At 39.4% G+C, this 23,228-nt stretch carries 22 protein-coding genes; 10 read left to right on the top strand and 12 right to left on the bottom strand.

The genetic code is table 11. The features are described 5' to 3' along the window. Nucleotides 1–11 precede the first annotated feature (11 nt). Complete coding sequence (locus tag AACU32_RS28475; RefSeq protein WP_096604610.1) at nucleotides 12–377, bottom strand: hypothetical protein; 366 nt, start codon at nucleotides 375–377, stop codon at nucleotides 12–14. A gap of 488 nt (nucleotides 378–865) precedes the next feature. Here AACU32_RS28475 and AACU32_RS28470 point away from each other — a divergent pair, with 488 nt between their 5' ends. Continuing rightward, entirely contained in the window at nucleotides 866–6,487 is a 5,622-nt protein-coding gene (locus AACU32_RS28470) for an ATP-binding sensor histidine kinase (RefSeq protein ID WP_096604608.1), read from the top strand. Between the two features lie 13 nt (nucleotides 6,488–6,500). On the opposite strand, the gene AACU32_RS28465 is transcribed toward AACU32_RS28470, so the two are convergent. Further along, a complete protein-coding gene (locus tag AACU32_RS28465; protein WP_096604606.1) occupies nucleotides 6,501–7,892 on the bottom strand; it encodes a cytochrome P450 in 1,392 nt (463 codons plus the stop codon). 115 nt (nucleotides 7,893–8,007) lie between these two features. Then, nucleotides 8,008–9,024, bottom strand: coding sequence for a terpene synthase family protein (locus AACU32_RS28460; protein ID WP_096604604.1), 1,017 nt, complete (start codon nucleotides 9,022–9,024; stop codon nucleotides 8,008–8,010). Between the two features lie 157 nt (nucleotides 9,025–9,181). Here AACU32_RS28460 and AACU32_RS28455 point away from each other — a divergent pair, with 157 nt between their 5' ends. Beyond that, nucleotides 9,182–9,361: a hypothetical protein gene (locus tag AACU32_RS28455; RefSeq protein WP_339378341.1), complete on the top strand. Its 180-nt coding sequence runs from the start codon at nucleotides 9,182–9,184 to the stop codon at nucleotides 9,359–9,361. A gap of 811 nt (nucleotides 9,362–10,172) precedes the next feature. Further along, the gene (locus tag AACU32_RS28450; protein WP_096604602.1) at nucleotides 10,173–10,850 is read left to right on the top strand and encodes an SDR family oxidoreductase; all 678 of its coding nucleotides are present in this window, start codon (nucleotides 10,173–10,175) and stop codon (nucleotides 10,848–10,850) included. Between the two features lie 134 nt (nucleotides 10,851–10,984). Here AACU32_RS28450 and AACU32_RS28445 read toward each other — a convergent pair whose 3' ends face one another. The 5 genes from AACU32_RS28445 to AACU32_RS28425 all read right to left on the bottom strand — a co-directional run bounded on the left by AACU32_RS28445 (nucleotide 10,985) and on the right by AACU32_RS28425 (nucleotide 14,276). Next, complete coding sequence (locus AACU32_RS28445) at nucleotides 10,985–11,422, bottom strand: secondary thiamine-phosphate synthase enzyme YjbQ (RefSeq protein WP_096604600.1); 438 nt, start codon at nucleotides 11,420–11,422, stop codon at nucleotides 10,985–10,987. Nucleotides 11,423–11,430: 8 nt separating this feature from the next. Further along, nucleotides 11,431–12,600: a pyridoxal phosphate-dependent aminotransferase gene (locus AACU32_RS28440; protein WP_096604598.1), complete on the bottom strand. Its 1,170-nt coding sequence runs from the start codon at nucleotides 12,598–12,600 to the stop codon at nucleotides 11,431–11,433. Nucleotides 12,601–12,609: 9 nt separating this feature from the next. Continuing rightward, nucleotides 12,610–12,948, bottom strand: a complete 339-nt coding sequence (locus AACU32_RS28435) for a carbon dioxide-concentrating mechanism protein CcmK (protein WP_096604596.1) — start codon at nucleotides 12,946–12,948, stop codon at nucleotides 12,610–12,612. 139 nt (nucleotides 12,949–13,087) lie between these two features. Further along, on the bottom strand, nucleotides 13,088–13,642 hold the full coding sequence (locus tag AACU32_RS28430) for an exonuclease domain-containing protein (RefSeq protein ID WP_096608219.1): 555 nt from the start codon (nucleotides 13,640–13,642) through the stop codon (nucleotides 13,088–13,090). A gap of 184 nt (nucleotides 13,643–13,826) precedes the next feature. Then, nucleotides 13,827–14,276 carry a hypothetical protein gene (locus tag AACU32_RS28425; protein ID WP_096604594.1) on the bottom strand — a complete coding sequence of 150 codons (450 nt, stop codon included), beginning with the start codon at nucleotides 14,274–14,276 and terminating at the stop codon, nucleotides 13,827–13,829. A gap of 197 nt (nucleotides 14,277–14,473) precedes the next feature. Here AACU32_RS28425 and petN point away from each other — a divergent pair, with 197 nt between their 5' ends. The 3 genes from petN to AACU32_RS28410 all read left to right on the top strand — a co-directional run bounded on the left by petN (nucleotide 14,474) and on the right by AACU32_RS28410 (nucleotide 18,134). Further along, complete coding sequence (gene petN / locus AACU32_RS28420) at nucleotides 14,474–14,563, top strand: cytochrome b6-f complex subunit PetN (protein WP_010998401.1); 90 nt, start codon at nucleotides 14,474–14,476, stop codon at nucleotides 14,561–14,563. 7 nt (nucleotides 14,564–14,570) lie between these two features. Beyond that, a complete protein-coding gene (locus AACU32_RS28415) occupies nucleotides 14,571–14,732 on the top strand; it encodes a hypothetical protein (RefSeq protein WP_096604592.1) in 162 nt (53 codons plus the stop codon). 258 nt (nucleotides 14,733–14,990) lie between these two features. Next, complete coding sequence (locus tag AACU32_RS28410) at nucleotides 14,991–18,134, top strand: GAF domain-containing sensor histidine kinase (protein WP_096604590.1); 3,144 nt, start codon at nucleotides 14,991–14,993, stop codon at nucleotides 18,132–18,134. Between the two features lie 101 nt (nucleotides 18,135–18,235). Here the strand turns inward: AACU32_RS28410 and AACU32_RS28405 are convergent, their stop codons facing one another. Then, nucleotides 18,236–19,135 (bottom strand): DUF4351 domain-containing protein, encoded by a 900-nt coding sequence (locus AACU32_RS28405; RefSeq protein WP_096604588.1) that lies wholly within the window; start codon nucleotides 19,133–19,135, stop codon nucleotides 18,236–18,238. A gap of 182 nt (nucleotides 19,136–19,317) precedes the next feature. Here AACU32_RS28405 and AACU32_RS28400 point away from each other — a divergent pair, with 182 nt between their 5' ends. Both AACU32_RS28400 and AACU32_RS28395 read left to right on the top strand, forming a co-directional pair. After that, entirely contained in the window at nucleotides 19,318–19,590 is a 273-nt protein-coding gene (locus AACU32_RS28400; protein ID WP_096604586.1) for a hypothetical protein, read from the top strand. Further along, nucleotides 19,577–19,930: a type II toxin-antitoxin system PemK/MazF family toxin gene (locus AACU32_RS28395; protein ID WP_096604584.1), complete on the top strand. Its 354-nt coding sequence runs from the start codon at nucleotides 19,577–19,579 to the stop codon at nucleotides 19,928–19,930. Before AACU32_RS28400 ends, AACU32_RS28395 begins: the two co-directional genes overlap by 14 nt. On the opposite strand, the gene AACU32_RS28390 is transcribed toward AACU32_RS28395, so the two are convergent. Continuing rightward, nucleotides 19,927–20,055: a hypothetical protein gene (locus AACU32_RS28390; protein ID WP_339378340.1), complete on the bottom strand. Its 129-nt coding sequence runs from the start codon at nucleotides 20,053–20,055 to the stop codon at nucleotides 19,927–19,929. The genes AACU32_RS28395 and AACU32_RS28390 overlap by 4 nt on opposite strands. A gap of 485 nt (nucleotides 20,056–20,540) precedes the next feature. On the opposite strand from AACU32_RS28390, the gene AACU32_RS28385 reads away from it, so the two are divergent. Both AACU32_RS28385 and AACU32_RS28380 read left to right on the top strand, forming a co-directional pair. Beyond that, the gene (locus AACU32_RS28385; protein ID WP_096604582.1) at nucleotides 20,541–20,846 is read left to right on the top strand and encodes a hypothetical protein; all 306 of its coding nucleotides are present in this window, start codon (nucleotides 20,541–20,543) and stop codon (nucleotides 20,844–20,846) included. Between the two features lie 114 nt (nucleotides 20,847–20,960). Beyond that, entirely contained in the window at nucleotides 20,961–21,362 is a 402-nt protein-coding gene (locus AACU32_RS28380; RefSeq protein WP_096604580.1) for a hypothetical protein, read from the top strand. A 122-nt stretch (nucleotides 21,363–21,484) separates the two neighbouring features. Here the strand turns inward: AACU32_RS28380 and AACU32_RS28375 are convergent, their stop codons facing one another. Together AACU32_RS28375 and AACU32_RS28370 are read right to left on the bottom strand one after the other, a co-directional pair. After that, complete coding sequence (locus AACU32_RS28375) at nucleotides 21,485–22,888, bottom strand: NAD(P)(+) transhydrogenase (Re/Si-specific) subunit beta (protein WP_096604578.1); 1,404 nt, start codon at nucleotides 22,886–22,888, stop codon at nucleotides 21,485–21,487. Next, a complete protein-coding gene (locus tag AACU32_RS28370) occupies nucleotides 22,885–23,178 on the bottom strand; it encodes an NAD(P) transhydrogenase subunit alpha (RefSeq protein ID WP_096604576.1) in 294 nt (97 codons plus the stop codon). The genes AACU32_RS28375 and AACU32_RS28370 overlap by 4 nt, the downstream gene beginning before the upstream one ends. Between the last annotated feature and the right edge of the window lie 50 nt (nucleotides 23,179–23,228).

The following is a 23,228-nucleotide window of genomic DNA, read 5'->3' as shown; positions in this document are numbered from 1 at the left end:
AAATTTTAAGCTTAATGTTCAGGAAGTGTCTGTTGATTGCGTTCGCTTGCTTCTAAATTTTTGAATTTCATCTGCAAATCAAAGTCATTGCTGCTAATAATTGTTTCTAAATTCGCTATTCGTGTTTCTAAAAGTTCTATCTGCTGTTGTTGCAAATATTTAGGTTGAGATTTTTTATCATCAGGACGCCATACAGCCACCGTACCAGCAGCAGCACCACCAATAGCAGCTAATGGAAGAATCGCACCACTTCTGGTAACTGCTGAAAGCGGAATGCATAATGCGAGGATTCCTACTGTCGTTCCCCAGATTTTTGAGGTAGCAGCGACTCTGACATCGTGGGATGACTCGTGGCTATTTTGTGATTCTTTTGCCATAACTTTATCCTATATGAGTTATTTTCTAGGTTCGCACGATCGCCTGTAAAAATACCTCCTACGTTTGGGTTAAGTATATTTACTCGATATGCGCGATCGCATTCTTAATGATTGATTCCAGACTGTAAACAATTTACGTGATTTTTGAAACATTTAAACTTATTACACTAGGCGCGGAAATAAACCTACCCTTACAAAGGTGACTTTTGCGTATCGGTACTAGCGGTATCTCCCAAACATAGCCAATCCTGCACTGCTATTTTTTCATCAAATAACTACACCCATCAGGAAGTTCCCGCAAATATATTTTAAATTAATAACTTATGTTAATGGATGACAATTCTTCTGAGTTAACTATATGTAGCTTGTGGTACTTACTAAGTTACACAAGAAGTGTGTTTTTCCAGAAATTTTTTTAAGTTTTCATGATATTCGCTATAGTTACATGGGAATAATAACTAGACCCAAGTATATAAAACTAACGTCCAATGTCCGTATTAAGCAATACAATAAATCATATTGTCGGCTATCGCATTACAGAACAAATTTACTCAGGTAGTAAAACCGTTGTTTATCGGGGTATTAGAGAAAAAGACCACAAAAGAGTCGTCATCAAACTGATGCAGAATGAATATCCTACATTCGCTGAAATTGCTCAATTCCGCAATCAATATAACATCACCAAAAACCTCGACCTAACCGGTATAGTCAAACCCTTAAACTTAGAAAAGTATCGTAACGGTTATGCCTTAGTTATGGAAGACTTTGGCGGTATTTCCCTCAAAGAATGGCAATTTTCTCATCTGAAAACAGCAGAAAATTCTGTTTCTCTTGATGAGTTTTTTTCTATCGCCATCGAAATTACATCCATCTTGGAAGGGTTACATCGCGATCGCATTATTCACAAAGATATCAAACCCGCCAACATCCTAATTCACCCCGATACAGGGGAGATTAGAGTCATTGACTTCAGTCTTGCTACCCTTTTACCTAGAGAAATTCAATTCCTGACCAATCCCAACGTCTTGGAAGGAACCTTGGCTTACATTTCTCCCGAACAAACGGGAAGAATGAACCGAGGTATCGACTACCGTACCGATTTTTATTCTTTGGGTGTTACCTTCTTTGAACTTCTCACCGGACAGTTACCCTTCAATACAACTGACCCGATGGAGTTAGTTTATTGCCACATTGCCAAAGAACCGCCACAAGCCAACCAAATTAACTCTAATATACCGCAAATGTTGTCTTTGATCGTCGGTAAGCTGATGGCAAAAAATGCCGAAGACCGCTATCAAAGTACACAAGGGCTGAAGCATGACTTAGAAAAGTGTCGCTATTTGTGGGAAGATACGGGAACGATTCCCGCCTTTGAGTTGGGAGTGCGCGATTTTTCCGACCATTTCCTCATTCCCGAAAAACTCTATGGTCGTCAACAAGAAGTAGAAACCCTACTTGCTGCTTTTGAAAGAGTCGCAGGTGGTACAACGGAAATGGTATTAGTCACAGGTTTCTCTGGAATTGGTAAAACTGCTGTAGTGAATGAAGTTCATAAACCAATTGTCCGGCAGCGTAGTTATTTCATCAAGGGGAAATTTGATCAGTTCCAGCGTGACATACCTTTATCAGGATTAGTACAAGCCTTTCGCGATTTAATTGGGCAATTACTCAGTGAAACTGATGCCAAAATTCAACAATGGAAAACCAAAATCTTGTCAGCATTGGGTGAACAAAGTCAAGTAATTACTGATGTCATTCCCGAACTAGAACTAATTATTGGTAAGCAACCTGAAGTGACCGCACTTTCTGGTAGCGCCGCCCAAAATCGCTTCAATTTATTATTCCAGAGATTCATCCAATTATTCGCAACAAAAAAGCATCCTCTGGTAATTTTTTTAGATGACTTGCAGTGGGCAGATGTGACTTCCTTAAAATTCATTCAACTATTAGTAAATGAAAATAAATCTTCCCAACTTGTAGGTGAGTCTGGAAAGCCAGCAGAAATTTCTGGTGGAATGCTGCTAATTGGTGCGTATCGAGATAATGAAGTCTCAAATGCACACCCACTTTATTTAAAACTACAAGAGATTGAGAAAACGGGAGTAGCAATTAATACTATTAATTTGGCACCTTTAACTCAAAGTGATTTAAACAATTTGATTGCTGATACTCTTCATTGTCAAGAATCAGTTGCTGCTCCTCTCAGTCAAATGGTGTTTGCCAAAACTAAAGGTAATCCCTTTTTTAGCAATCAATTTCTGAATAGCTTGCATGATGACAATTTGATTAAGTTCAACTTTAATGGTGGATTTTGGCAGTACGATTTTGTCAAAATCAAAACATTATCTCTAACCGATGATGTTGTCAAATTCATGGCAATCCAAATAGAAAAATTGCCAATACATACTCAAAAAGTCTTGATGTTAGCAGCATGTATGGGCAATGAATTTGACTTAAAAAATCTGGCGATCGTCCATGAAAAATCAACCCTGGATACATCATTAGACTTATTACCTGCATTACGGGAAGGGTTAGTTTTAGCTCAGAATGATGCTTATAAGTTATTTCAGGATGAGGATGATTCGGTAATAAACGATCATCAGCGAGGGCAGCATTTACAAATTCCAGATTTCCAATTTCCTAAATATAAATTTGTACATGACCGGGTACAGCAAGCAGCCTATTCTTTAATTCCGGTAGCTCAAAGAAAGCCAATTCATTTAAAAATTGGACTGTTGTTATTAGGTAATATCCCCATTGCCGAACGAGAAGAAAAGATTTTTGAGTTGGTTAATCAGTTCAATATTGCATTAGAGCTAATTACTAACCAGTCTAAACGCGAGCATTTAGCTGAGATGAATCTAACTGCTGGACGTAAAGCCTTGGCTTCAACAGCTTATTCATCTGCGCTTAATTATTTAAATATTGGCATCGGATTACTAACTGATGATAGTTGGGATAACAAATATGATTTAACCCTAGCTTTGTATGAAACAGCAGCAGAAGCAGCATACTTGGCTGGTGAATTTGAGCAGATGGAGGAATTAATAGAAGTAGTTTTGGCAAAAGCGAAAACATTACTAGAAAAAATAAAAGTTTATGAAGTTAAAATTAAAGCCTATGGAGCGCGAAATCAAGCACTAGAAGCTATCACAACGGCACTAAATGTGCTGAAAAAATTGGGGGTAGATTTTCCTGAAAATCCCAGTCCGTCTGATGTTCAGTTAGCAATGACCGAAGTAATGTCAAATATGGCTGGAAAGCAGATTGAAGAATTAATTTACCTACCAGAAATGACCGAAGTTACTCCGCAGGCAATTATGCGTATTCTATCCCATGCACTTTTTTTTGCCTATTCAGTAAGTCCTGAATTATTCCCCCTAATTGTCCTTAAACAAATCAACTTATCACGCAAACATGGTAATGCTCCATTGTCTGCTTTTGCATACGTTCTGTATGGGATGATCCTTTGCAACGCAGTCAAAGATATTGAGTCTGGCTATAATTTTGGCAAATTAGCTTTGAGTCTATTGACGAAATGCAATGCTAGAGAAGTTCAAGCAAAAGTTATGGAGGTATTTAATGGAGGTATCCGGCATTGGAAGGAGCATCCTAGAGAAATTTTAAAACCTTTACTGGAAACTTATTCTGTCGGACTGGAAACGGGAGATTTAGAATTTGCCGCCATTGCTATCCAGTTTTATTCGCTCTCCTGTTATTTCATAGGTAGAGAATTGACAGGATTGGAACGTGAGATCATAACTTACAGCAATGCTATTGGTAAAATCAAGCAAGAAAGAGCGTTTAAATGGAATGAAATCTATCGCCAAAGCGTTTTAAATTTACTAGGATCTGTGGAAGATCCCTGTCGTTTAGTCGGTGAAGCATACGATGAAGAGAAAATGCTACCGCTTCATTTAGAAACCAAGGATGGAATCGGGCTTTTGCATTTATATGTCAGCAAACTACATCTGTGTTATCTATTTCAGAATTTCCGTCAAGCAATTGAAAATGCCACCCTAGCAGAAAAGTATTTAGATAGTGGTACAGGACAACTACATATCCCTCTTTTCTATTTTTATGATTCTCTAGCACAGCTTGCGGTGTATTCTGATGGTATTTTAGATGAGCAAAAGCGCATTCTTGATAGAGTACAAACCAATCAAGAACAGATACAACGCTGGGCACACTTCGCCCCAATGAATTATTTGCATAAATATTATCTTGTAGAGGCTGAGCAGCACCGCGTTATTGATCAATATCTTGAAGCAATGGATGCGTATGATCGCGCCATTAATCTTGCTCAAGAAAACGAGTACATTAATGAAGAAGCCCTCGCTAATGAACTGGCTGCTAGATTCTATCTCGAATGGGGTAAAGAGAAAATAGCCCAAACCTATCTCACCGATGCTTATTATTGCTACATGCGCTGGGGAGCAAAAGCTAAAGTTGATGATTTGGCAAAACGCTATCCCCAATTACTTGCATCTGTACTTCAGCAAGAAAAACTCAGCCTGCAAATAAGTGACAAAATTTCCACTTCTACTTCTCAATCCCTATCAAACCGAAGTAGTCAGCGAACAGTCATCGGTTCTAAAACAAGTATTTCCGACTCGCTGGATTTAGCATCTGCGATCAAAGCCTCTCAAGCACTCTCTGGAGAAATTGAGATGGAACAACTACTTTCTAGATTAATGCAGGTTGTGATGGAGAATGCCGGAGCCTCTAAATCTGCTTTCATTTTGAATGAGGGTGATAAGTTGGAATTAAGCGTCATTGCTGTTAGTTCCAGTTCAACTGTTAAGCCCATCTCTACACAGTTTCCGTCAATTGGTGTGGAGTCTAGCAAAGATGTTCCCATTACGTTGATCCAATATGTTAAACGCACTAAAGAAGTCTTTGTTGTTGATGATGCTCAGACTGTTACTTTCTTAGCAGGCGATCGCTACATTATTCTTGAGAAGCCTAAGAGCCTCTTGTGTATTCCAATTATCAATCAAGGTAAATTGTTGGGGATTATTTACCTGGAAAATCATCTAACTACGGGAGCATTTACACGCGATCGCGTCGAAGTCTTGAAACTCCTCACTACTCAAGCAGCAATCTCCCTAGAGAATGCTATTCTCTACAAGAATTTAGCCCAAGCGAATCAAAACTTGGAAGAAAAAGTAGAAATTAGAACACAAGAACTGCACAACAAAAATCAACACTTGCAACAAGCTCTGGAAGACGTAAAACGCACCCAAACCCAATTAATTCAAAGTGAAAAAATGTCTTCTTTGGGTCAAATGGTGGCAGGAATTGCTCATGAAATTAATAACCCTATCAACTTTATTCATGGCAATGTTAATCATGTGAGTGAATATGTCAAAGATTTGCTAAATTTACTTGCTATGTATCAGTATGAATGCACCAATCCCTCAGATTTAATTGAGGAAAAAGCAGCAGAAATTGATGTTGATTTCTTAGCGGAAGACTTGCCCAAAGTTCTCGATTCCATGAAAATTGGCAGTTCACGCATCCGGAATATTGTTTTAGGCTTACGCAATTTCTCCCGCCTGGATGAGTCGGAAATGAAGGCTGTTGATATTCATGAAGGTATTGAAAACACCTTAATGATTTTGCAGCACCGACTACAAGAAAAGTGCGACCGTCCGGAAATAGAAGTCATCAAAGAATATGCAAAAATCCCCGAAGTAAGTTGTTATCCTGGTCAACTTAATCAGGTATTTATGAATATTTTGAATAATGCAATCGATGCTTTGGAAGATTCATTAGCCAATAGTCAACACTTCGACAAGCTCAGTGCATCGCAGTCAATAGTAAAAGATACTGAAACATTGACTAAACCACAGATTTGCATTTCTACTGACCTAGTAGGCGCGAATACCCTGCGGATTCGCATTGCTGATAACGGTTCTGGGATGACAGAAGCAGTGAGGAAGAAAATCTTTGACCCATTTTTTACTACTAAACCAGTCGGTAGTGGTACGGGGTTGGGATTATCTATTAGCTATCAGATTATTGTGGATAAACATAGAGGTCAGTTAACCTGTGATTCTACCCCCCAAGAAGGAACTGAATTTGTGATTGAGATCCCAATCCAGTAATGAGACGACTAGACTAAGGAGCGGTTGTAGTTGCCATAGGTATTAGCGATTTTTGACGCACACGCCGCCCCTTAATTACCATCTTGACTGCATTAGCAGGCGCAAGGGTAACGCCTCGACGTTGAGCTTTTTCAGGTTGACTACTTTCTAGCTCTAGTTGATAGCCAGATAAAATTGTTGCTAATACTAATTTCATCTCAAATACTGCCAAAGCTTCACCGATACAACGACGAACACCAGCACCAAAGGGCATATATTCATAAGGAGAAAATTGGCGATCTAGAAATCGCTCTGGCTGAAATTCCTCAGGGTTTGGATATAAACTCTCACGGCGATGAGTGAGATAAATGCCACCAACTATTACCGTGCCAGGTTCTATAGGATGTCCTAGTAATTCAACAGGTTCCTGCACTACTCTAGGTAGGGTTGCCATTAAAACAGGGTATATCCGCAGAGTTTCATTAATGACATTGGTCAGGTAAGGTAGCCGGACAATATTCATGGGGTCTGGATAATCACCCAGGGTATGAAGTTCTTGTAGTAATTTTTCACGAATTTCCGGCTTGTAATGAATCCAATATAATGCCCAAGCTATTGCCGTTGAAGTAGTTTCATATCCTGCCAACAAAAGCGTTATTAACTCATCACGCAACTCTTGATCAGTCATAGAGTTGCCCGTCTCATCCTTAGCTGACATCAGCAACGAAAGGATATCGATGCGATTGGGATCTGACTGTTCCCGGCGCTCACGAATTTCAGCGTAAAGTAATTGATCAATTCGCTGCCGTTGGTGCAGAAACCTTCCCCAAGGACTCCAAAGGCCTAAATCTTTCTGCAAAAAGGGTACTAAGAGGAAGCTAGAAGTTAGTGGTGACTTAAAGACATCCATCATCAAAGCCAATAATTGCTTAAGCGCACAGTAGCGCTTTCCTTCATGTAAGCCAAAGACAGCCTCTAAGATGACTAGCAGCGATATTTCTTGTACTACATTACGAGCTGAGAAAGATTTGTTTAGAGGTAACTGGCTAAAAACCTTTTCAGTAATATTGTAAATTAAAGAACCATAAGCTCGCATTCGCTCTCCGTGAAAAGGAGGCATCAAAAGTTGTCGCCGTTGTTTGTGGCGATCGCCGTCTAACATAATCGTTGAAGTATTTCCAATTAATGGTTCAAAAACGTTGTTAGCTTCACCGAGAGCTGCAAACTTTTTCCTATCATTGATAAAAACTTCCCGAATTACCTGCGGATGATTTACAAAGACTACTGGACAACCATAACCAACTATATCAGCAGTAAAAATATCCGGATATTTTTTGGCTGCCTTTTTCAGGTATTGAACAGGATCAACTATCCATTGAAGCTTTTGAATTAAAGAGGGAATCGGAAGAGGATTTGGTAACGGCATCTAAATTTTACCTAACGAAATCAACTTGCAATATTTGAGATGGAATAACCCCCTTTGGCTAGGGGTTATTTTGGTCATTGGTATTAATTATTAACGGCAATGGTATAAATCTTGATTAAGCTGCTTCCTGCGAAATATCCTGATTGGAAATTTGCAGTTCAACTGAAGATTTAACCAACTCTAGTTTTTCATTATTCTGATAGCGATGAGATTGAAAATACCAATCGAGGTTGCCACGTATCCAGCTATGCATTCCTAATATATATTGTTCGACTTCAGCGTCTAATTCTTTGCCAAAAGATGGCAGAGATAATTCTAAATTCATCATGGCTTGTATTTCTTGATCGTGGATTTCAGCAGCACGCTTGATTGCTACATCTAGAGGAAGTTGTTGCTGATAATGTAGTACAAGTACTAGATTATGAACATCATCACTTGCCATTTCTCTGGGAACTGAGAAAATATCGTTACACCAAGCAAGAATATTAATTGTCATCTCTTTGAGTTTTTTGACGATGTCGTGCTGGCGTAAAGCATCGGGAATCATCAAATGATTGCAAAATTCAATCAGTTCAACGGTAATATCGCCCGCTGAACTTAAGCTACGTATTTTGATATAAGTATCAATATCAGGTGTGATTCCCTTTTCCCGGTTAGCTGCTTCCTGCACACATCCGTCAAAATATCCCTGAAAACTCTGGATAAAGTGTTGGAACCATTCTACTTTTGCTATTTTCAGCATCCGCTTTCTTAAGTCAGCTAGGGCATAAGTGAGGGATATATCATTGCTGGTTAGTTCAGCCCCATTTAATATTTCAATAAATCTTTTGTGATAAGTTTCTAAAACTTCAGGTTTTTCACCTAAATCTGACATATCGCATTGGTCATCCCAAATAAACAGCCAGCTGAACAGGTCATTTGCAATGTTAATTTCTTCAAGTTCGCAAAAAGGATACGCACCGGCAACTAGTAAATAAAAGTTTGATTTGCAGAAACGTCGATAAGATGATTCATTTGCTAAAAGATTGAAGCGAAGTAGCCATTCGATACCATTGCCCTCTAGAATATCAGCATACTTATTGATCTGATATGGAAATGGGCAATATAAATCTGGGAAAATGAACTTTTCCATAAATCCTCTGTGATTTGATCGTCACGATTAAAAGACACAAACAAAATATTTGCACAGCACAAATTTACAGGCTGTATTGATAGGATTTGCCTAGCAAAATTTGTGATTTAATGCGAATTTTAAGAATAGATAATCGAGATTATCTGAGCATCTTGAATTGCTGAATTTCATAATTAGCGATCGCACTCTAAAGTCCATTCTCTGTATCGTCAGCTTGTCAGCAATCTTGACTAATACCCAATTAGTACGAGCAGCTTTAAAATTAGCGATCGCCTGGGCAAAAAAATCTTACAATTATCACCAAGAGTCGTCAGCCAAAATAGAAAAATTATGTTGATTTGTGTTCTAGGAATTGAGGTGAACTATTGATAAACAAGCATGTTGTTCTAGAACATCAACATCTATTCTTAAGAGAATACACAGCCCGATTTAGCAAAGATAATCTGTCCCTCCTTAATTACTTAGAGATCCAAATACACCTTGATAACAATTATCTTCAGTCACACAGAACAAGTTAAGTTCTGATTAGCCATTAAGCAAGCGCTTTTTTTGGGAAAAATTAAATCTCATACTACTTTCCCAACAGTTCGTAAATAATATTTACATCTGCTGATGGCAGTATGTAATATTGATAATTTAAATCTCCCAAAATTAATTTGTAAAACAATTGTTTAATTTTTTATTAAAAAAAGTATCCGTAATTCTGTGTAACTATTTAAAATAATTACATTTATAAAACACTTGGTAGTAAATCATACTTAAATTACATGATAGTTAATACTTTGTCCTCTGTAGTCTGGAAAGCTATATATATCTGCTTGGCAATTAAGCTTATGTGATAAATATTGCTAATTAACACGTAACTTTATGTATAGCTCCTGACAATAATATAAAGTTTTACTTATTTAATAAGTTTTTAAAATTATTAAAATTAATATTCTTAAGTAATTTAACGTACATTGATACTTAAAAATTAATACTTAAATGTCAAGTAAGCATGACATAGTTTTTCATTAAATGTTGTTTTTTGTCAGCAATTTATGTAGTTACGTCAGTCCTTGATAGCTGTAGTACAGCATTGTGCCGATCCTTTGATAACATCTTTGAAATGTCAGCAATTCAGTCCTGAGAGATAAATAACGGTAGCTATGACAAAGGCATCTTACATTTTTCTGGGTGGAGCCAGTCGTGGTGTTGGTAGAGAAATTGCCAAATACCTAACATCACAACAGCTAAAAGTTAAAGCACTGCTGAGAAAGCCAGATGCTGCTGCTGATTTAGAAGCGCTAGGTATTGAGGTGGTTTTTGGAGATGCTTTGAACGTAGGCGATGTAGAACATGCAATACAGAAAGATGTACCCATCGATACAGTTATCAGTACTATAGGTGGTTTACCTGATAATGGTGAGCGTCCTGATTACCTTGGCAATAAAAATCTGATTGATGCAGCAGTCAAAGCTGGGGTACAAAAGTTTATTTTGGTTACTTCCATCGGTACTGGGAATAGTGTTGGTGCTTTGTCTCCTCAAGCTTTAGCAGCCTTGAGAGAAGTTTTGATTGAAAAAGACAAGGCCGAACAACACCTCATAGCCAGTGGACTTACCTATACCATCATCCGTCCTGGGGGGCTAAAGTCGGAACCTGCAACTGGTAATGGAGTTTTAACTGAAGATACGCGGATTGTTGGCAGTATCCATCGTGCAGATGTGGCGCAGTTAGTTGTCCGTGCTTTAAATTCTGAACGTGCTAATAATAAAGTTTTATCAGCAGTAGACAAAAACCAGTTATTTGGGCAAGCGGATTTTGCGGAGTTTAGTTTAGATTAGTTGCAAATGCGATCGCACCAGCCCCTAAACAAGATTATGACGGAATTCATCACAGGGGTTGCGAGGGGTGAGATCCCCGACTTCTTGAAGAAGTCGGGGATCTCGCAGCACATCAAAATTAATGTGCTAGATCGCTACTCACCAGAAATTTGCACAAACACTGTCCGTTGACGCGGGCCATCTAACTCAAAAAATAACACTGATTGCCAAGTTCCCAAAGCTAATTTTCCCTCGACAATGGGAATAACTTCGCTAGTGGTTAACATCATTGCCATTAAGTGGGAGTGCGCATTCATCGGTTCATCTTCTGGTACAACCCTTAAATGCAAATCGTTATGTAAATATCGCTCTGATTCTGGTGCTAATTTCCGCAAAAAGACTTTGATATCTTCTAATAAGCGTTCTTCATTTTCATTGATAGCTAAAGCCGTTGTTGTATGTCGAGAAAATATTAAAGCTTGTCCATTTTGAATCGATGTAGAATTAATCAAATCCTGAATTTGGGGCGTGATGTTATGAATATTAATTCCTGCGTCAGTTGCAATTTCTATTAGCTGATTAATAATTGCCATATTTTCAATTACGACCCCAATATGGTTTGTAAGCCTTGAACTAATCTTTCTATACCTTCCTTTGCTGTTTGTTGTTGCAGCGCACCGTAAGCAACCCGCAGATAACATCCATCTTCCATCCCAAAGGTTGTACCAGGAATAACTGCTACTTGATGTTCTTGGATGAGTCTTTTAACTAACTCAAAAGCATTCATTTGGGTATGAACTTTGAGGAAAAAATAGAAAGCGCCATCGGCTCTTGTAATAGTACATAAGCCTTGTAAGCGATTGAGAGATTCCAATACTAATTGTCGCACTTGAGCTATCGCCCCAATATGTACTTGAAAATATTCGTCTGTGGCTTGTAATGCTCCTAAAGCCGCATACTGAGAAATTACTGGCGCACAAATCAAAATCGTATCTTGGACTTTTTTGACAGCATCTAGCAGGTGTTGGGGAATCACCATATAACCGATACGCCAGCTAGCAAAACCATAGGCTTTAGAAAGGCTGTAAAGGGAAATTGTGTAGTCACTGCTACCAGCAAAAGCGCCTGGTGATACGTGTTTTACCCCGTTATAGGTAAAGTATTCATAGGCTTCATCGCTAATATGATAAATACCGCGATCGCCACAGATTTGATTAACTGTGCGTAAAGCTGTTTCTGGATATACCACCCCTGTAGGATTATTCGGTGAAATCGTCACCACCGCCCGGGTTTTGGGTGTAATTGCAGAGGCGATCGCATCCGGACGCAGTTGGTAATTTTCATCCGTCTCTACTAATACCGCACGACAACCCGCCATTGCGATCGCCATTTCATGGTTGAAATAGTACGGCTTATTCAGAATAATTTCGTCGCCTGGGCTAGTAATTGCCAGAATAGCGTTCATAAACGCCATATTGCTTCCCGCTGTCACCACTATGCAATTTTCTTGATTAATTTCAATCCCATTGAAAGCTTGTAACTTTGCGCTTAAAGCTGCTACTAATGGTGGAATTCCCTCAACAGCTTTGTATAAATTATTAGTTGGTTCCGCGAGGAATTTGGCTAAAAAGTCTATAGATGACTGGGGAGGATTGTAAGAAACAACACCTTGTCCTAAAGAAATAGTTCCGGGGGAGTTTTTAATGAGTTCCCCAACAACCGGAATGATTGGCGATTGTACCACCTGCATACGAGATGTGAGGGATTTCATATCAAGTTTTTACGCTGATAGGGGCGGAGGAAACCGGATATCGGCATTAAATTGCTCAACATTGGCACTGCGATGAATCGGTAACACATATTCTAAATTTTCATGGGGACGGGGAATAAGATGATGGGAAAGTACCTCGCCGCCATTAACCCGCCCTACCGCCGCTAATCCTGCGACTACAGCAACATTTACCTCACCCACTTCCCCCCGAATCAATACAGTAATTCTTCCCAAATCAGTATTTTCATACCCTACCAGAGTGACGCGGGCAGCTTTACACATAGCATCCCCAGCTTCTACTGCTGCGGGTATGCCATAAACCTCAATCATTCCCAGTGCCAATGTCATACTGCTAACAAAATCGATGAGTGTAAACTACAATTAGCAGGAATTGCGGCAACAAGGGTAATTTCAGTAGGGGCGGGTTCACAAATATGCTCATTGAGCAACGACGATCTGGGTAAACCCGCCCCTACTACTTTATACTTCAGTTGAGTTTCATATATTTATAAATAGCTGCTATATTGCGAGCATCATCAATACCGCGATGGTGTGTACCTTGCAACTCTAACCCTAGATGATCGAGAGCCTGTGCCATCCCAAATTTTTTGGATACACCAAGATATTCTGAGAATTTTTCTTTAATATTTATATGCTCTGAACTAAAAGGGTAAGGAATTTTATGATATTTACAATCTTGAATAAATTGATTTTTATCGTAGTTTCCCCAAGAACAAAAAATATGATTAGGAAATAATTGCATCCATTCTTTGAATAACTCAATCGCTTCCGGGAATTTGGGTGCTTGTGCAATATCTTGCTGTTGAATACTAGTTAATTTTGTACAAAAAGTTGTTAATTGTTGATGTCTTACAGGCTGGATGAATTGTTGAAACTCGGAATCAATTTCCCATGTGCTGCGATTGAGCATCACTGCACCAATTTCGATGATTTCCATTTCATGTCTGGGAACTTTGCCAGCGTCACAACATGTAGCTTCTAAATCTATGATCAGATAATAATGGTCACTTTTAGGTGTCATATTAATAAGTAAAGATATGTAAGTTGTTGAACTGCGTACACCAGGATACATGAAAAAACTTCTAATACCCCTCCTCGCTTGCGGGGAGGGGTTAGGGGTGGGGTATTATTTTCAAGTCAGTCACGCAGTTATATTAATAATATTTCATCTAATACTACATATATTACATAAATGATTTTTGAAGTCAATAGTCTGTTGGGATTGAGGGAAAAGGCTTGATCCAGCCAAATTGCATAGCGGTATCGATCGCCTTAGCCGCGATCGCAAACGAAAATACACTCTCACCAGTTAAAACTAGATAAGGTAAGAGCGTAGCCATAGAATTCCAGCCAACTTCAATCTGAGCTAACCCCCGCACCAAGCCAAAAGCCAACACACCACCAGATTTCAGATGAGGATTTTTGTCTTTGCGGATTATATAGCGGTAGGTAGCACCAAACAACAAACCAGAGAAACAAGCGATCGCCCCACTCAACACAAAATCTAAATTTAACGGCTCAATTTCCAGACTTATGAGTGTCGGAAAATACTTTGCCAGCACGATAGTATTGACAAGACTAGTAATGATTAAGGCTAAAAACAGCGAAAAACTGCCAAATATGCCAGCCTTCAGCGATTCTAGACGTTCTAACATCAATTGAGGCTCGAAAATTCTTTTCACAATATTGCAACGCCAATGAGGGGAATGGGGAAAGGGAGACAAGGCGGACTATTGACCATTGACCATTGACCATTGACTTTTGACCAATGCCCAATGCCCCATGCCCAATGCCCCCTTTCCCAGTATCATAAATATTAGAACCGTTTTGTAATTATTTTAAAAGTGGGACTATGGCGATTTTGACACTGGGTTGGGTATCACTCTTGGTCGTGTTTACTTGGTCAATTGCAATGGTAGTTTGGGGACGTAACGGATTATAGAGGCATCGTGGAAAATCCAGTCCTGAGTATTTTGGCCTTGCTTGCCGTACTGCTGCTAGTCGTAGTGACTTTTGGTGTTGGTTATTTAACCTTGGCTGACTGGCGCGATCGCCGTCGTCAAGAAAATGAAAAACGCGAAATCAAAAGCACCACTCCCAAGCGACGGTGATTTCCTGCTTTTCTTTGATCAATAATGCTTCTGTAGGGACACGATGCGATCGTTGTCCCTATCCTATATTGTTATACTTACTACTTGGTAATAAGTATAAAATTTATTTTGTAATATTTATCACTATATTTAGTTAACATTGCGAATTGATCTGAAAATTTATAACTTAAGTAAGATATATTTGGATAGCTGTTACCTTCAAAGTAATTCAGGGAATTATGAAATAGAAGACTTTCAATATTTAAAGTCCTATTCGGCATGGAAAACTTCTCTACCCTCAGATCAACACAACCGAATTCAGAAATAAAAGAATATCAAAGCGATCGTTCTCTCTACCAAGGTGACAAGCAGAAAGCTTTATCTAAAGTCATCGCCCGGATTCGCCAGTCTTTGGATGTAGACACTATATTCAAGACTACAGTTACGGAAGTACGCCAACTTTTAAATAATGACCGAGTTGGGGTGTTTCGTTTTTACCCTGAATTGGGATGGGAAGGAGAATTTATTTATGAAGATGTGGGGACACAATGGAATTCAGCACTAACAGTTAAACTACATGACCACTGCTTTGCTGAAGAGTTTGTCCAACTTTACCAGCAAGGCAGCATGAATGTCATAGCTGATATCTATGAAGCTAGTATTAGTGATTGTCATATCAAAATCTTAGAAAGATTTCAAGTCAGAGCTAACATTGCAGCCCCCTTAATGAAAGGTAAAGATTTATGGGGATTACTTTGTATTCATCAGTGCGGTGAACCCAGGCAATGGCAAACATCAGAAGTCGAATTTGTACAACTCATAGCGGAACATCTAAGTGTTGCATTGCAGCAAGCAGATTATCTAGAACAGGCGAAAATACAATCTGCACAATTAGCAAAAGCAAAAGCCAGAGCAAAAGTAGCAGAATGGCAGAAAACCATCGCCATAACTGTAGAAAAAATTCGTCAGTTTCTTGATTTAGAAAGTATTTTTCGCGCTAGCACCGAAGAATTGAGAAAACTGTTGAATACTGACCGTGTTGCTATTTACCGTTTTTATCCAGATTGGAGTGGTGAATTTGTATTTGAATCGGTAGCAGCAGGTTGGACTTCTTTAATAGAAGAACAAGTGCAAAGACCGGAATTGGGTGAAAACGTCAGCGAATGTAGTGTCAAAGATTTAGCTGAAACTCCAGTAGTAGATACTTATTTACAGGACACAGAGGGTGGTAATTTTGCTAGAGGCGAAGTCTACCGTATTTGTAATGATATTTACAACTCAGGCTTTAGCGACTGCTACCTGAAAGTTCTCGAAAGCTATCAAGCAAAAGCCTATGTCATCATTGCCATTTACCACGGTCAAAAGCTTTGGGGTTTGCTAGCTGTCTACCAGAACGACAATAAGCGTGATTGGCAAGAAGATGAGGTTTACTTGCTCACCCAAGTTAGCACCCAACTGGGTGTAGCATTGCAGCAAGCAGAATTCTTACAACAATTGCAGACTCAAGCAGCACAACTCACCAAAGCCGCTGAAAGACAAAGGGCGCTGGCGAATACCGTGGATAAAATTCGTCAGTCTTTAGATATTGATACCATCTTTAAAGCTACGACTCAAGAAGTGCGACGGCTGTTAGAAGTAGAACGAGTATCAATTTATCGCTTCTACCCTGACTGGAGTGGTGAATTTGTCGCTGATTCCTTTGCTGACGAAGGGACAATAGCAGTTAGACCACAGCCAGCGATCGCCCGTAATCTTTTACCAGGAACACCACCAAACAAACAACCGCGTAATGAAGTGTTTGTACCAATTTCTCAAGGAGAAAAACTTTGGGGATTGTTGGTAGCTTATCAAAACTCCCAAGCACGTTATTGGCAAGATGAAGAAATCAACTTACTGGCGCAAGTAGGTGTGCAATTAGGGGTAGCAATACAACAAGCAGAAACCTTAAAGCAAGTACAATTACAAGCACAGCAACTTGCTCAAGCTGCGGAAAGAGAACGGGAAGCAGCCGAACGAGAACGCAAAGCTACCGAAAGGGAAAAAACATTAGCTGCAACGGTAGAAAAAATTCGCCAGTCCCTTGATCTTAATACTATCTTTGCTACTAGTACTCAAGAAGTCCGACGGCTTTTAGAAGTTGAGCGAGCAACAATTTATCGCTTCCGTCCTGATTGGAATGTAGAATTTGTTGCTGAGTCATTAGCCCAGAATTGGACAGCTAAGGAGGAAGTAGTACCTTTAATTATTCAGGAATACTGGCAACAAACTCAAGCAAGAGACTATGCTAACAGTAAAATTTTAATTATTAAAGATATTTATAACACCGAAGATTATACAAATCAGATTACTCTGCTCAAACCAATCGTGGCTAGAGCATATATGATTGTACCGATTTTTCAAGGTGAGAAACTCTGGGGATTGTTGGCGGCATATCAAAATACCAAAACCCGCGATTGGCAACAAGATGAAATTGATTTGCTAGTACATATTGGCAATCAATTAGGAGTAGGAATTCAGCAAGCAGAATTACTAGAACAGACTCAGCGCCAAAAAGAAGAACTGAAGAAGACTCTGCAAGAATTACAGCAAACACAAAGCCAGCTGATTCAAAGTGAAAAAATGGCAGGTTTAGGACAGTTAGTGGCTGGTGTAGCCCATGAAATTAACAACCCGATTAATTTCATCTATGGTAATATCACCCATGTCGCTGAATACGCTGAAGACTTACTAAAGTTGCTGCATATTTATCAAAAAAACTATCCTAATCCAAAATCAGAAGTGCAAAAGCAAATAGCAGCACTAGATTTCGATTTTATTGCTAAAGATTTGCCAAAAATTTTGAATTCAATGACTGTTGGCGCAGAACGCATCAGTGAATTAGTACTTTCACTACGTACTTTTTCCCGCTTAGACGAAGCAGATATGAAGCCTGTCAATATCCATGAAGGTATTGACAGTACTTTGTTGATTTTACAACATCGTCTGCAAGCAAAGGCTGATTCTATTGCTATTGAGGTAGTAAAAAAATATGGCAAATTACCAGAAGTGGAATGCTATGCTGCTCAGCTAAATCAGGTATTTATGAATGTTATTAGTAACGCGATTGACGCTTTGGAACATTCAAAGAGCAAAGAAAAAAACTTGGATAATCCGCAAATTAAAATTCGGACAGAAGTAATAGATAAAACATCAATTTTGATTCGGATTTTTGACAATGGTTGTGGGATTCCAGAAAATGTGCGATCGCGGATTTTTGATCCTTTCTTTACGACAAAAGAACCAGGTAAAGGAACTGGCTTAGGACTATATATTAGTTATCAGATTGTTGTCGAAAAACACGGCGGGACAATCACATGTGTTTCTGAACCTGGTAAAGGTTCTGAATTTCGCATAGAAATACCGATCAAATGTGCAGTTAGTTAACAAATTTTACCTAGGCGATCGCCATTATAGAGAATCCTACTCTCAAAGTGCGATCGCTCCTAAATTTTTGCTGTAGGCTTTGTGAATACAGAGGATGTATTTCATTGTGACTGTTGCAACCAAGCCACTAGATCAGCTTCCGAAGAGAAATCTAGTAAAACTTCTGCTAAATCCTCTAATTGAGTTGATGATAACCTACGCAATTGCTCTTGTAATTCCGGAGTAATCTCACCAATTCGCCTTGTTAATAGACGCTGAATTACTTTCAATTCTCCTTGTTGTATCCCTTCCTCCATCCAACTTGTGACAATTTGCATAACTACCTCTTGTTGAATTGGTTCAAATTGAGCAATTTCAGTCTGGAAAATTTCTTTTTCTCGAGCATTTAGCCGTAGGTAGGTGTCAATAAACCCGGAAATCAGTTGTACTCTTGCTGGATCTAGCTGTAACGTAGCTAATAGACGCAGACACTCAGATTTTACTCTGGGGCGGTCTTGTGGTGCTATATTCATTTTAGCCATGAGCGCACTAGCTACGGGATTCTGTTGTTGCAAGTATTCTCGCCAATTCAGCCGATTCAACTGGATGACATCATAGTTGAATTGCAAAACAACTTTATTGGGAAATGCTACCTGATGAAGGTTGGGTTCAGTTTTTTTAGGGCTATCGTAGGAAAATAAGGCGATGGGATAAACGGGGAGAGCGTATTTTTCATACAATCTGGCAAAGTAGCGATACATCCGCAAATCAAAGGCTTCTTGATAATAAGCTTGATGTTCTAGATGTACGAGAAAGAAAGATTCTTGTCCTCTAAATCTGGCTTTGACTACTAAATCAGTTTCATATTTTTCACCAGCCGTAACATCAGTAAATACTTCTTTATCAAGGAATGAGATGGAGTCTCTTTCCAGATAAACGGTAATCTCTGGGAAAAATAGCTCGATAAATTCCCAGAAGAAGGTGGTGAGCAGTTCTTTAAATAGGCGATCGTGGTCTATCATAGTTAGATTTATATCATTTAATTTAATAGCGATCGCTTTTTTGTCTCACGCATAGACGCGGAGCGGCTTCCCGCAGGGTAGGCGCAAAGGCGCAAAGCGAGAAGACAAGGGGCGATACCTGCTGTAAGCTGTGCTAACGCATACTGTTAACCCTATAATTTCATTAGTATGAATGAATTAACATGGAAACTCAGGAAATTCTCCAAGCACTTGAAAATCTAAGTGTAAGCGATCGCCTAAAAATAGCTGAAGCAGCTTTGAAATTGGTACTTCAAGAGCAATATTCACTTACTAAAGATGAGCAAAAACGCCATTTAACACTAGCTGCAATGACAGCGATTGCAGATTATGCACCTGATGGTGAATTAAATGTCTTTTCTGATTTGGATGGAGAAGATTTTTACGAATATCCAGATGAAGACTTACACAACTCAGGGACTTATGTACAGAGGTGAAGTCTGGTTAGTGAATTTAGATCCAACTATAGGGACGGAAATTAGCAAGAAACGTCCTTGTATCATAGTAAATGATGATGCTATTGGAATTTTGCCTTTGAAGGTGATTGTCCCGGTTACGGATTGGAAAGAAAGATATGCAATTAGACCTTGGATGGTGCGACTGGAAGCAAGTGCAGATAATGGTTTAGCTAAAGTTTCTGCTGTGGATACTTTTCAAATCCGTTCAGTTTCAGAAACCAGATTAGTGAAAAAACTTGGTCATCTATCCAATTCAGAAATGCAACTAGTTTCTCAAGCATTAGCTGTGGTTTTAAATCTTTCTCAACCAACAAATTAGCGATCGCATTTTTGCGCGTGAAAGGCGATCGCTTTTTTTGGTTCACGCAAAGGCGCAAAGGCGCAAAGTAAGAAGAGGGCGATCGCATTTTTGCGCGTGAAAGGCGATCGCTTTTTTTGGTTCACGCAAAGTCGCAAAGGCGCAAAGGAAGAGGAGAAAGGGCGATCGCACGGTGAAGTTTTGCAAGTGATCGCTTTTTTTTAACGAACCGCAGAGGCGCAGAGGACACAGAGGAAGAAGAGAGCGATCTCATGATAGTGGGTGAGTGGCGATCGCTTACCTTAAGTACTATAAATAGGTGGGTGGGGAAATTTATAAGAATGTCATTGCGAGTGAAACTGAGTTTAACGAAGCAATCACAAGGACTTTGACTGTTTTAAATTTTATTACATAGTTTAAATTAATTCTTGCCTATCTAACTACTTACTTTAATTAAAGATAGAATCTTGTTGTAACATATAAATCCGTTTATAATTATCAGTTTTATTCTTTTCATGAATAGCCAATAGAAACCAAAATGAATCACAATAAGAAACCAGGATGTTTATCTACTATCTTATACTTATTATTTTTACTATGCTTTTTATATTGTATTTATATTAATTTGTTTATGACTATTATCATCTCTTTCTTTTGTGTTTTTCTAGCTGATATTATAACTCAGGTAATAACTGGAAAAAATTCCGAGCAAGTAAAAAAAGATGATAAAGCTAAAGACCTCAGCTTAAACTTAACGTTAGCAATTTTCCTTTCAATCATAACATTTGGTTATTTTTATGTAATGTTGAATCCCCAGCAATTTGAAAAGTCTTCCTACCAAAAATATCAAGAATGTATGGAAGAAGATAAACGGGAACGGGGTAAACATATGTATAGTGGTGGTATTTACGCGAAAGAGTGTGACCAATACAAATAACGTTAAATATCATGCACACAATAAATAAATTATGTTTATTAGATTGGACTAAGTAAGTTTTTTATTTATGTTACATTTGGAATTATGTAAATCTAGTTCTAAAATTCACAAAAAATGAGAGTTACTACCAACTTATATCCTAGTTTTTCCGTATCTGATTTTGAGCGTAGCTTGGCGTTCTATGATATTGTAATGGCAACATTGGGGGTTACACGCTGGAATGAAATTGAAGCACAAGGTAGACATGAAGCAGAATACGGTTTAGATGAAGATTTAAAAATGTTGTCAATTGTTGAATCTCCAGACTATTCTTCAGAGACTACTCAACTTTTTAGCAGTTCGCTTAGTTTGAGAGCAGGAAATCAGATTGCAGTAGATATGTTTTTTACAACTGCTATTGCAAACGGCGCTACTGAAGTTGAAAAGCCTGGTTTCAGCGCAGACGGCTCCTATACTACTTCTGTTAAAGACCTAGATGGTCATGAAATTGGAGCTTATTGGCTTAACTCAAATTGATTACCCTAATTTACAAGATTTTTGACTTGAGTAAAAAACTTGCCTTTAAATTCTCAAATCAAAAGGCAAGCTAACTCTCTAGTTATTTCTTTACTTCGCGCCCTTCGTGTCTTCGCGGTTCGTTAAAGCTGCTTCACTTCCGAAACCAACTTCGCCACCATATCCTTCGCGCTACCAAAGAGCATCGTAGTTTTATCCTTGTAGAACAACTCATTATCTACACCGGCAAAACCTGTACTCATCCCGCGCTTAATTACAATTGTCTGTCTCGCTTTATCTACGTCCAAAATTGGCATACCATAAATCGGGCTATTTACATCAGTACGCGCCGCCGGATTTACCACATCATTAGCCCCAATTACTAAAGCTACATCTGCTTGTTCAAATTGGGGATTAATATCATCCATGTCATACAACTGGGTATAAGCCACATTCGCCTCAGCCAGCAACACGTTCATGTGCCCCGGCATTCTCCCAGCAACCGGGTGAATGGCATACTTAACATCAACACCCATGCGTTCTAGTTGATCTGCCAATTCCCGCACGCTATGTTGTGCTTGAGCAACCGCCATCCCATAACCAGGCACAATTACCACAGAACGGGCATAACCCAACATCATCGCGCCTTCTTCCGGATCGATGCTGCGAACTGTTTGATCGGTTGCACCACCAGCCGCCGCACCACCAGCCGCTTCGCCTGTACCAAAAGCGCTGAACAGCACGCTAAATAGGGAGCGGTTCATTGCTTTACACATAATTTCGGTGAGAATGATTCCGGAGGCTCCCACCAATGCCCCAGCGATGATTAACATATTATTCATCACCACGAAACCTGCGGCAGATGCTGCTATCCCTGATAAGGAGTTCAACAGCGAAATTACCACAGGCATATCGCCACCACCAATGGGGATGACGAACATTACACCCAATATTAAGGAAACAGCAACTACTGCTAAGAATATGGGTAGGCTATCTGGTGTGATGATTAAGTAGGCACTACCGACGATATAAGCACCCAGCAGTAAAAGGTTAAATGGTTGTTGGAAAGGAAATGTAATCGGGGAACCGCTGATTAAACCTTGCAATTTGGCAAAGGCGAGAAAACTACCTGTGAAGGTAACACCACCGATTAACACATCCAAAAGCATGGAGATGTTGATATCAAGGGGTACAGGTAAGCCAGAATCCAATAACCGCCAGAATTCCGCAACAGCGACTAATGCGGAAGCTGCACCACCCAAACCATTGAGTAAACCCACCATTTGGGGCATTTCCGTCATTTGGACTTTGTAAGCTGCGATCGCACCAATCCCCGATCCGATCGCCAAGCCTAACAAAATCATCTCGTAGTTCAACACATGCTGATCTAGCATTGTAGCGACAATTGCCAGCAACATCCCCACGGCGGCGACAACATTACCGTTCCTCGCTGTCGCAGGTGAACCCAGCTTTTTTAAACCCAGGATAAATAAGGATGCAGCGACTAAGTACGTTAACTGAATCCCAGTTGGTAGAAAATCGCTCACGCCTTAATCTCCTTTTTCTTAAACATTTCCAACATTCTGTCTGTAACTAGGAAGCCACCGACAACGTTGACTGTCGCTAGTACTACGGCAATTAAACCGAGAATCACTGACACACTTGTTTCTCTAGCACCAGAAGCCACGATCGCCCCCAGTACAGAAATCCCAGAAATCGCATTCGATCCCGACATTAAGGGAGTGTGTAAAGTAGGCGGCACTTTGTTGATAACTTCAAACCCAATAAAAGATGCCAGCACAAATACAAACAAAGCAGCAAGTAATGCCTCTGTCATGAAATCAAAACTCCTTGTGTAAATGGGCATTGGGCATTGGGCATGGGGCA

It is taken from the genome of Calothrix sp. NIES-2100 (assembly GCF_963875285.1).
In the GTDB taxonomy this organism is placed as follows: domain Bacteria; phylum Cyanobacteriota; class Cyanobacteriia; order Cyanobacteriales; family Nostocaceae; genus Aulosira.
The sequence above is the reverse complement of the archived record's forward strand: the minus strand, read 5'-3'. Positions and strand labels throughout refer to the sequence as shown.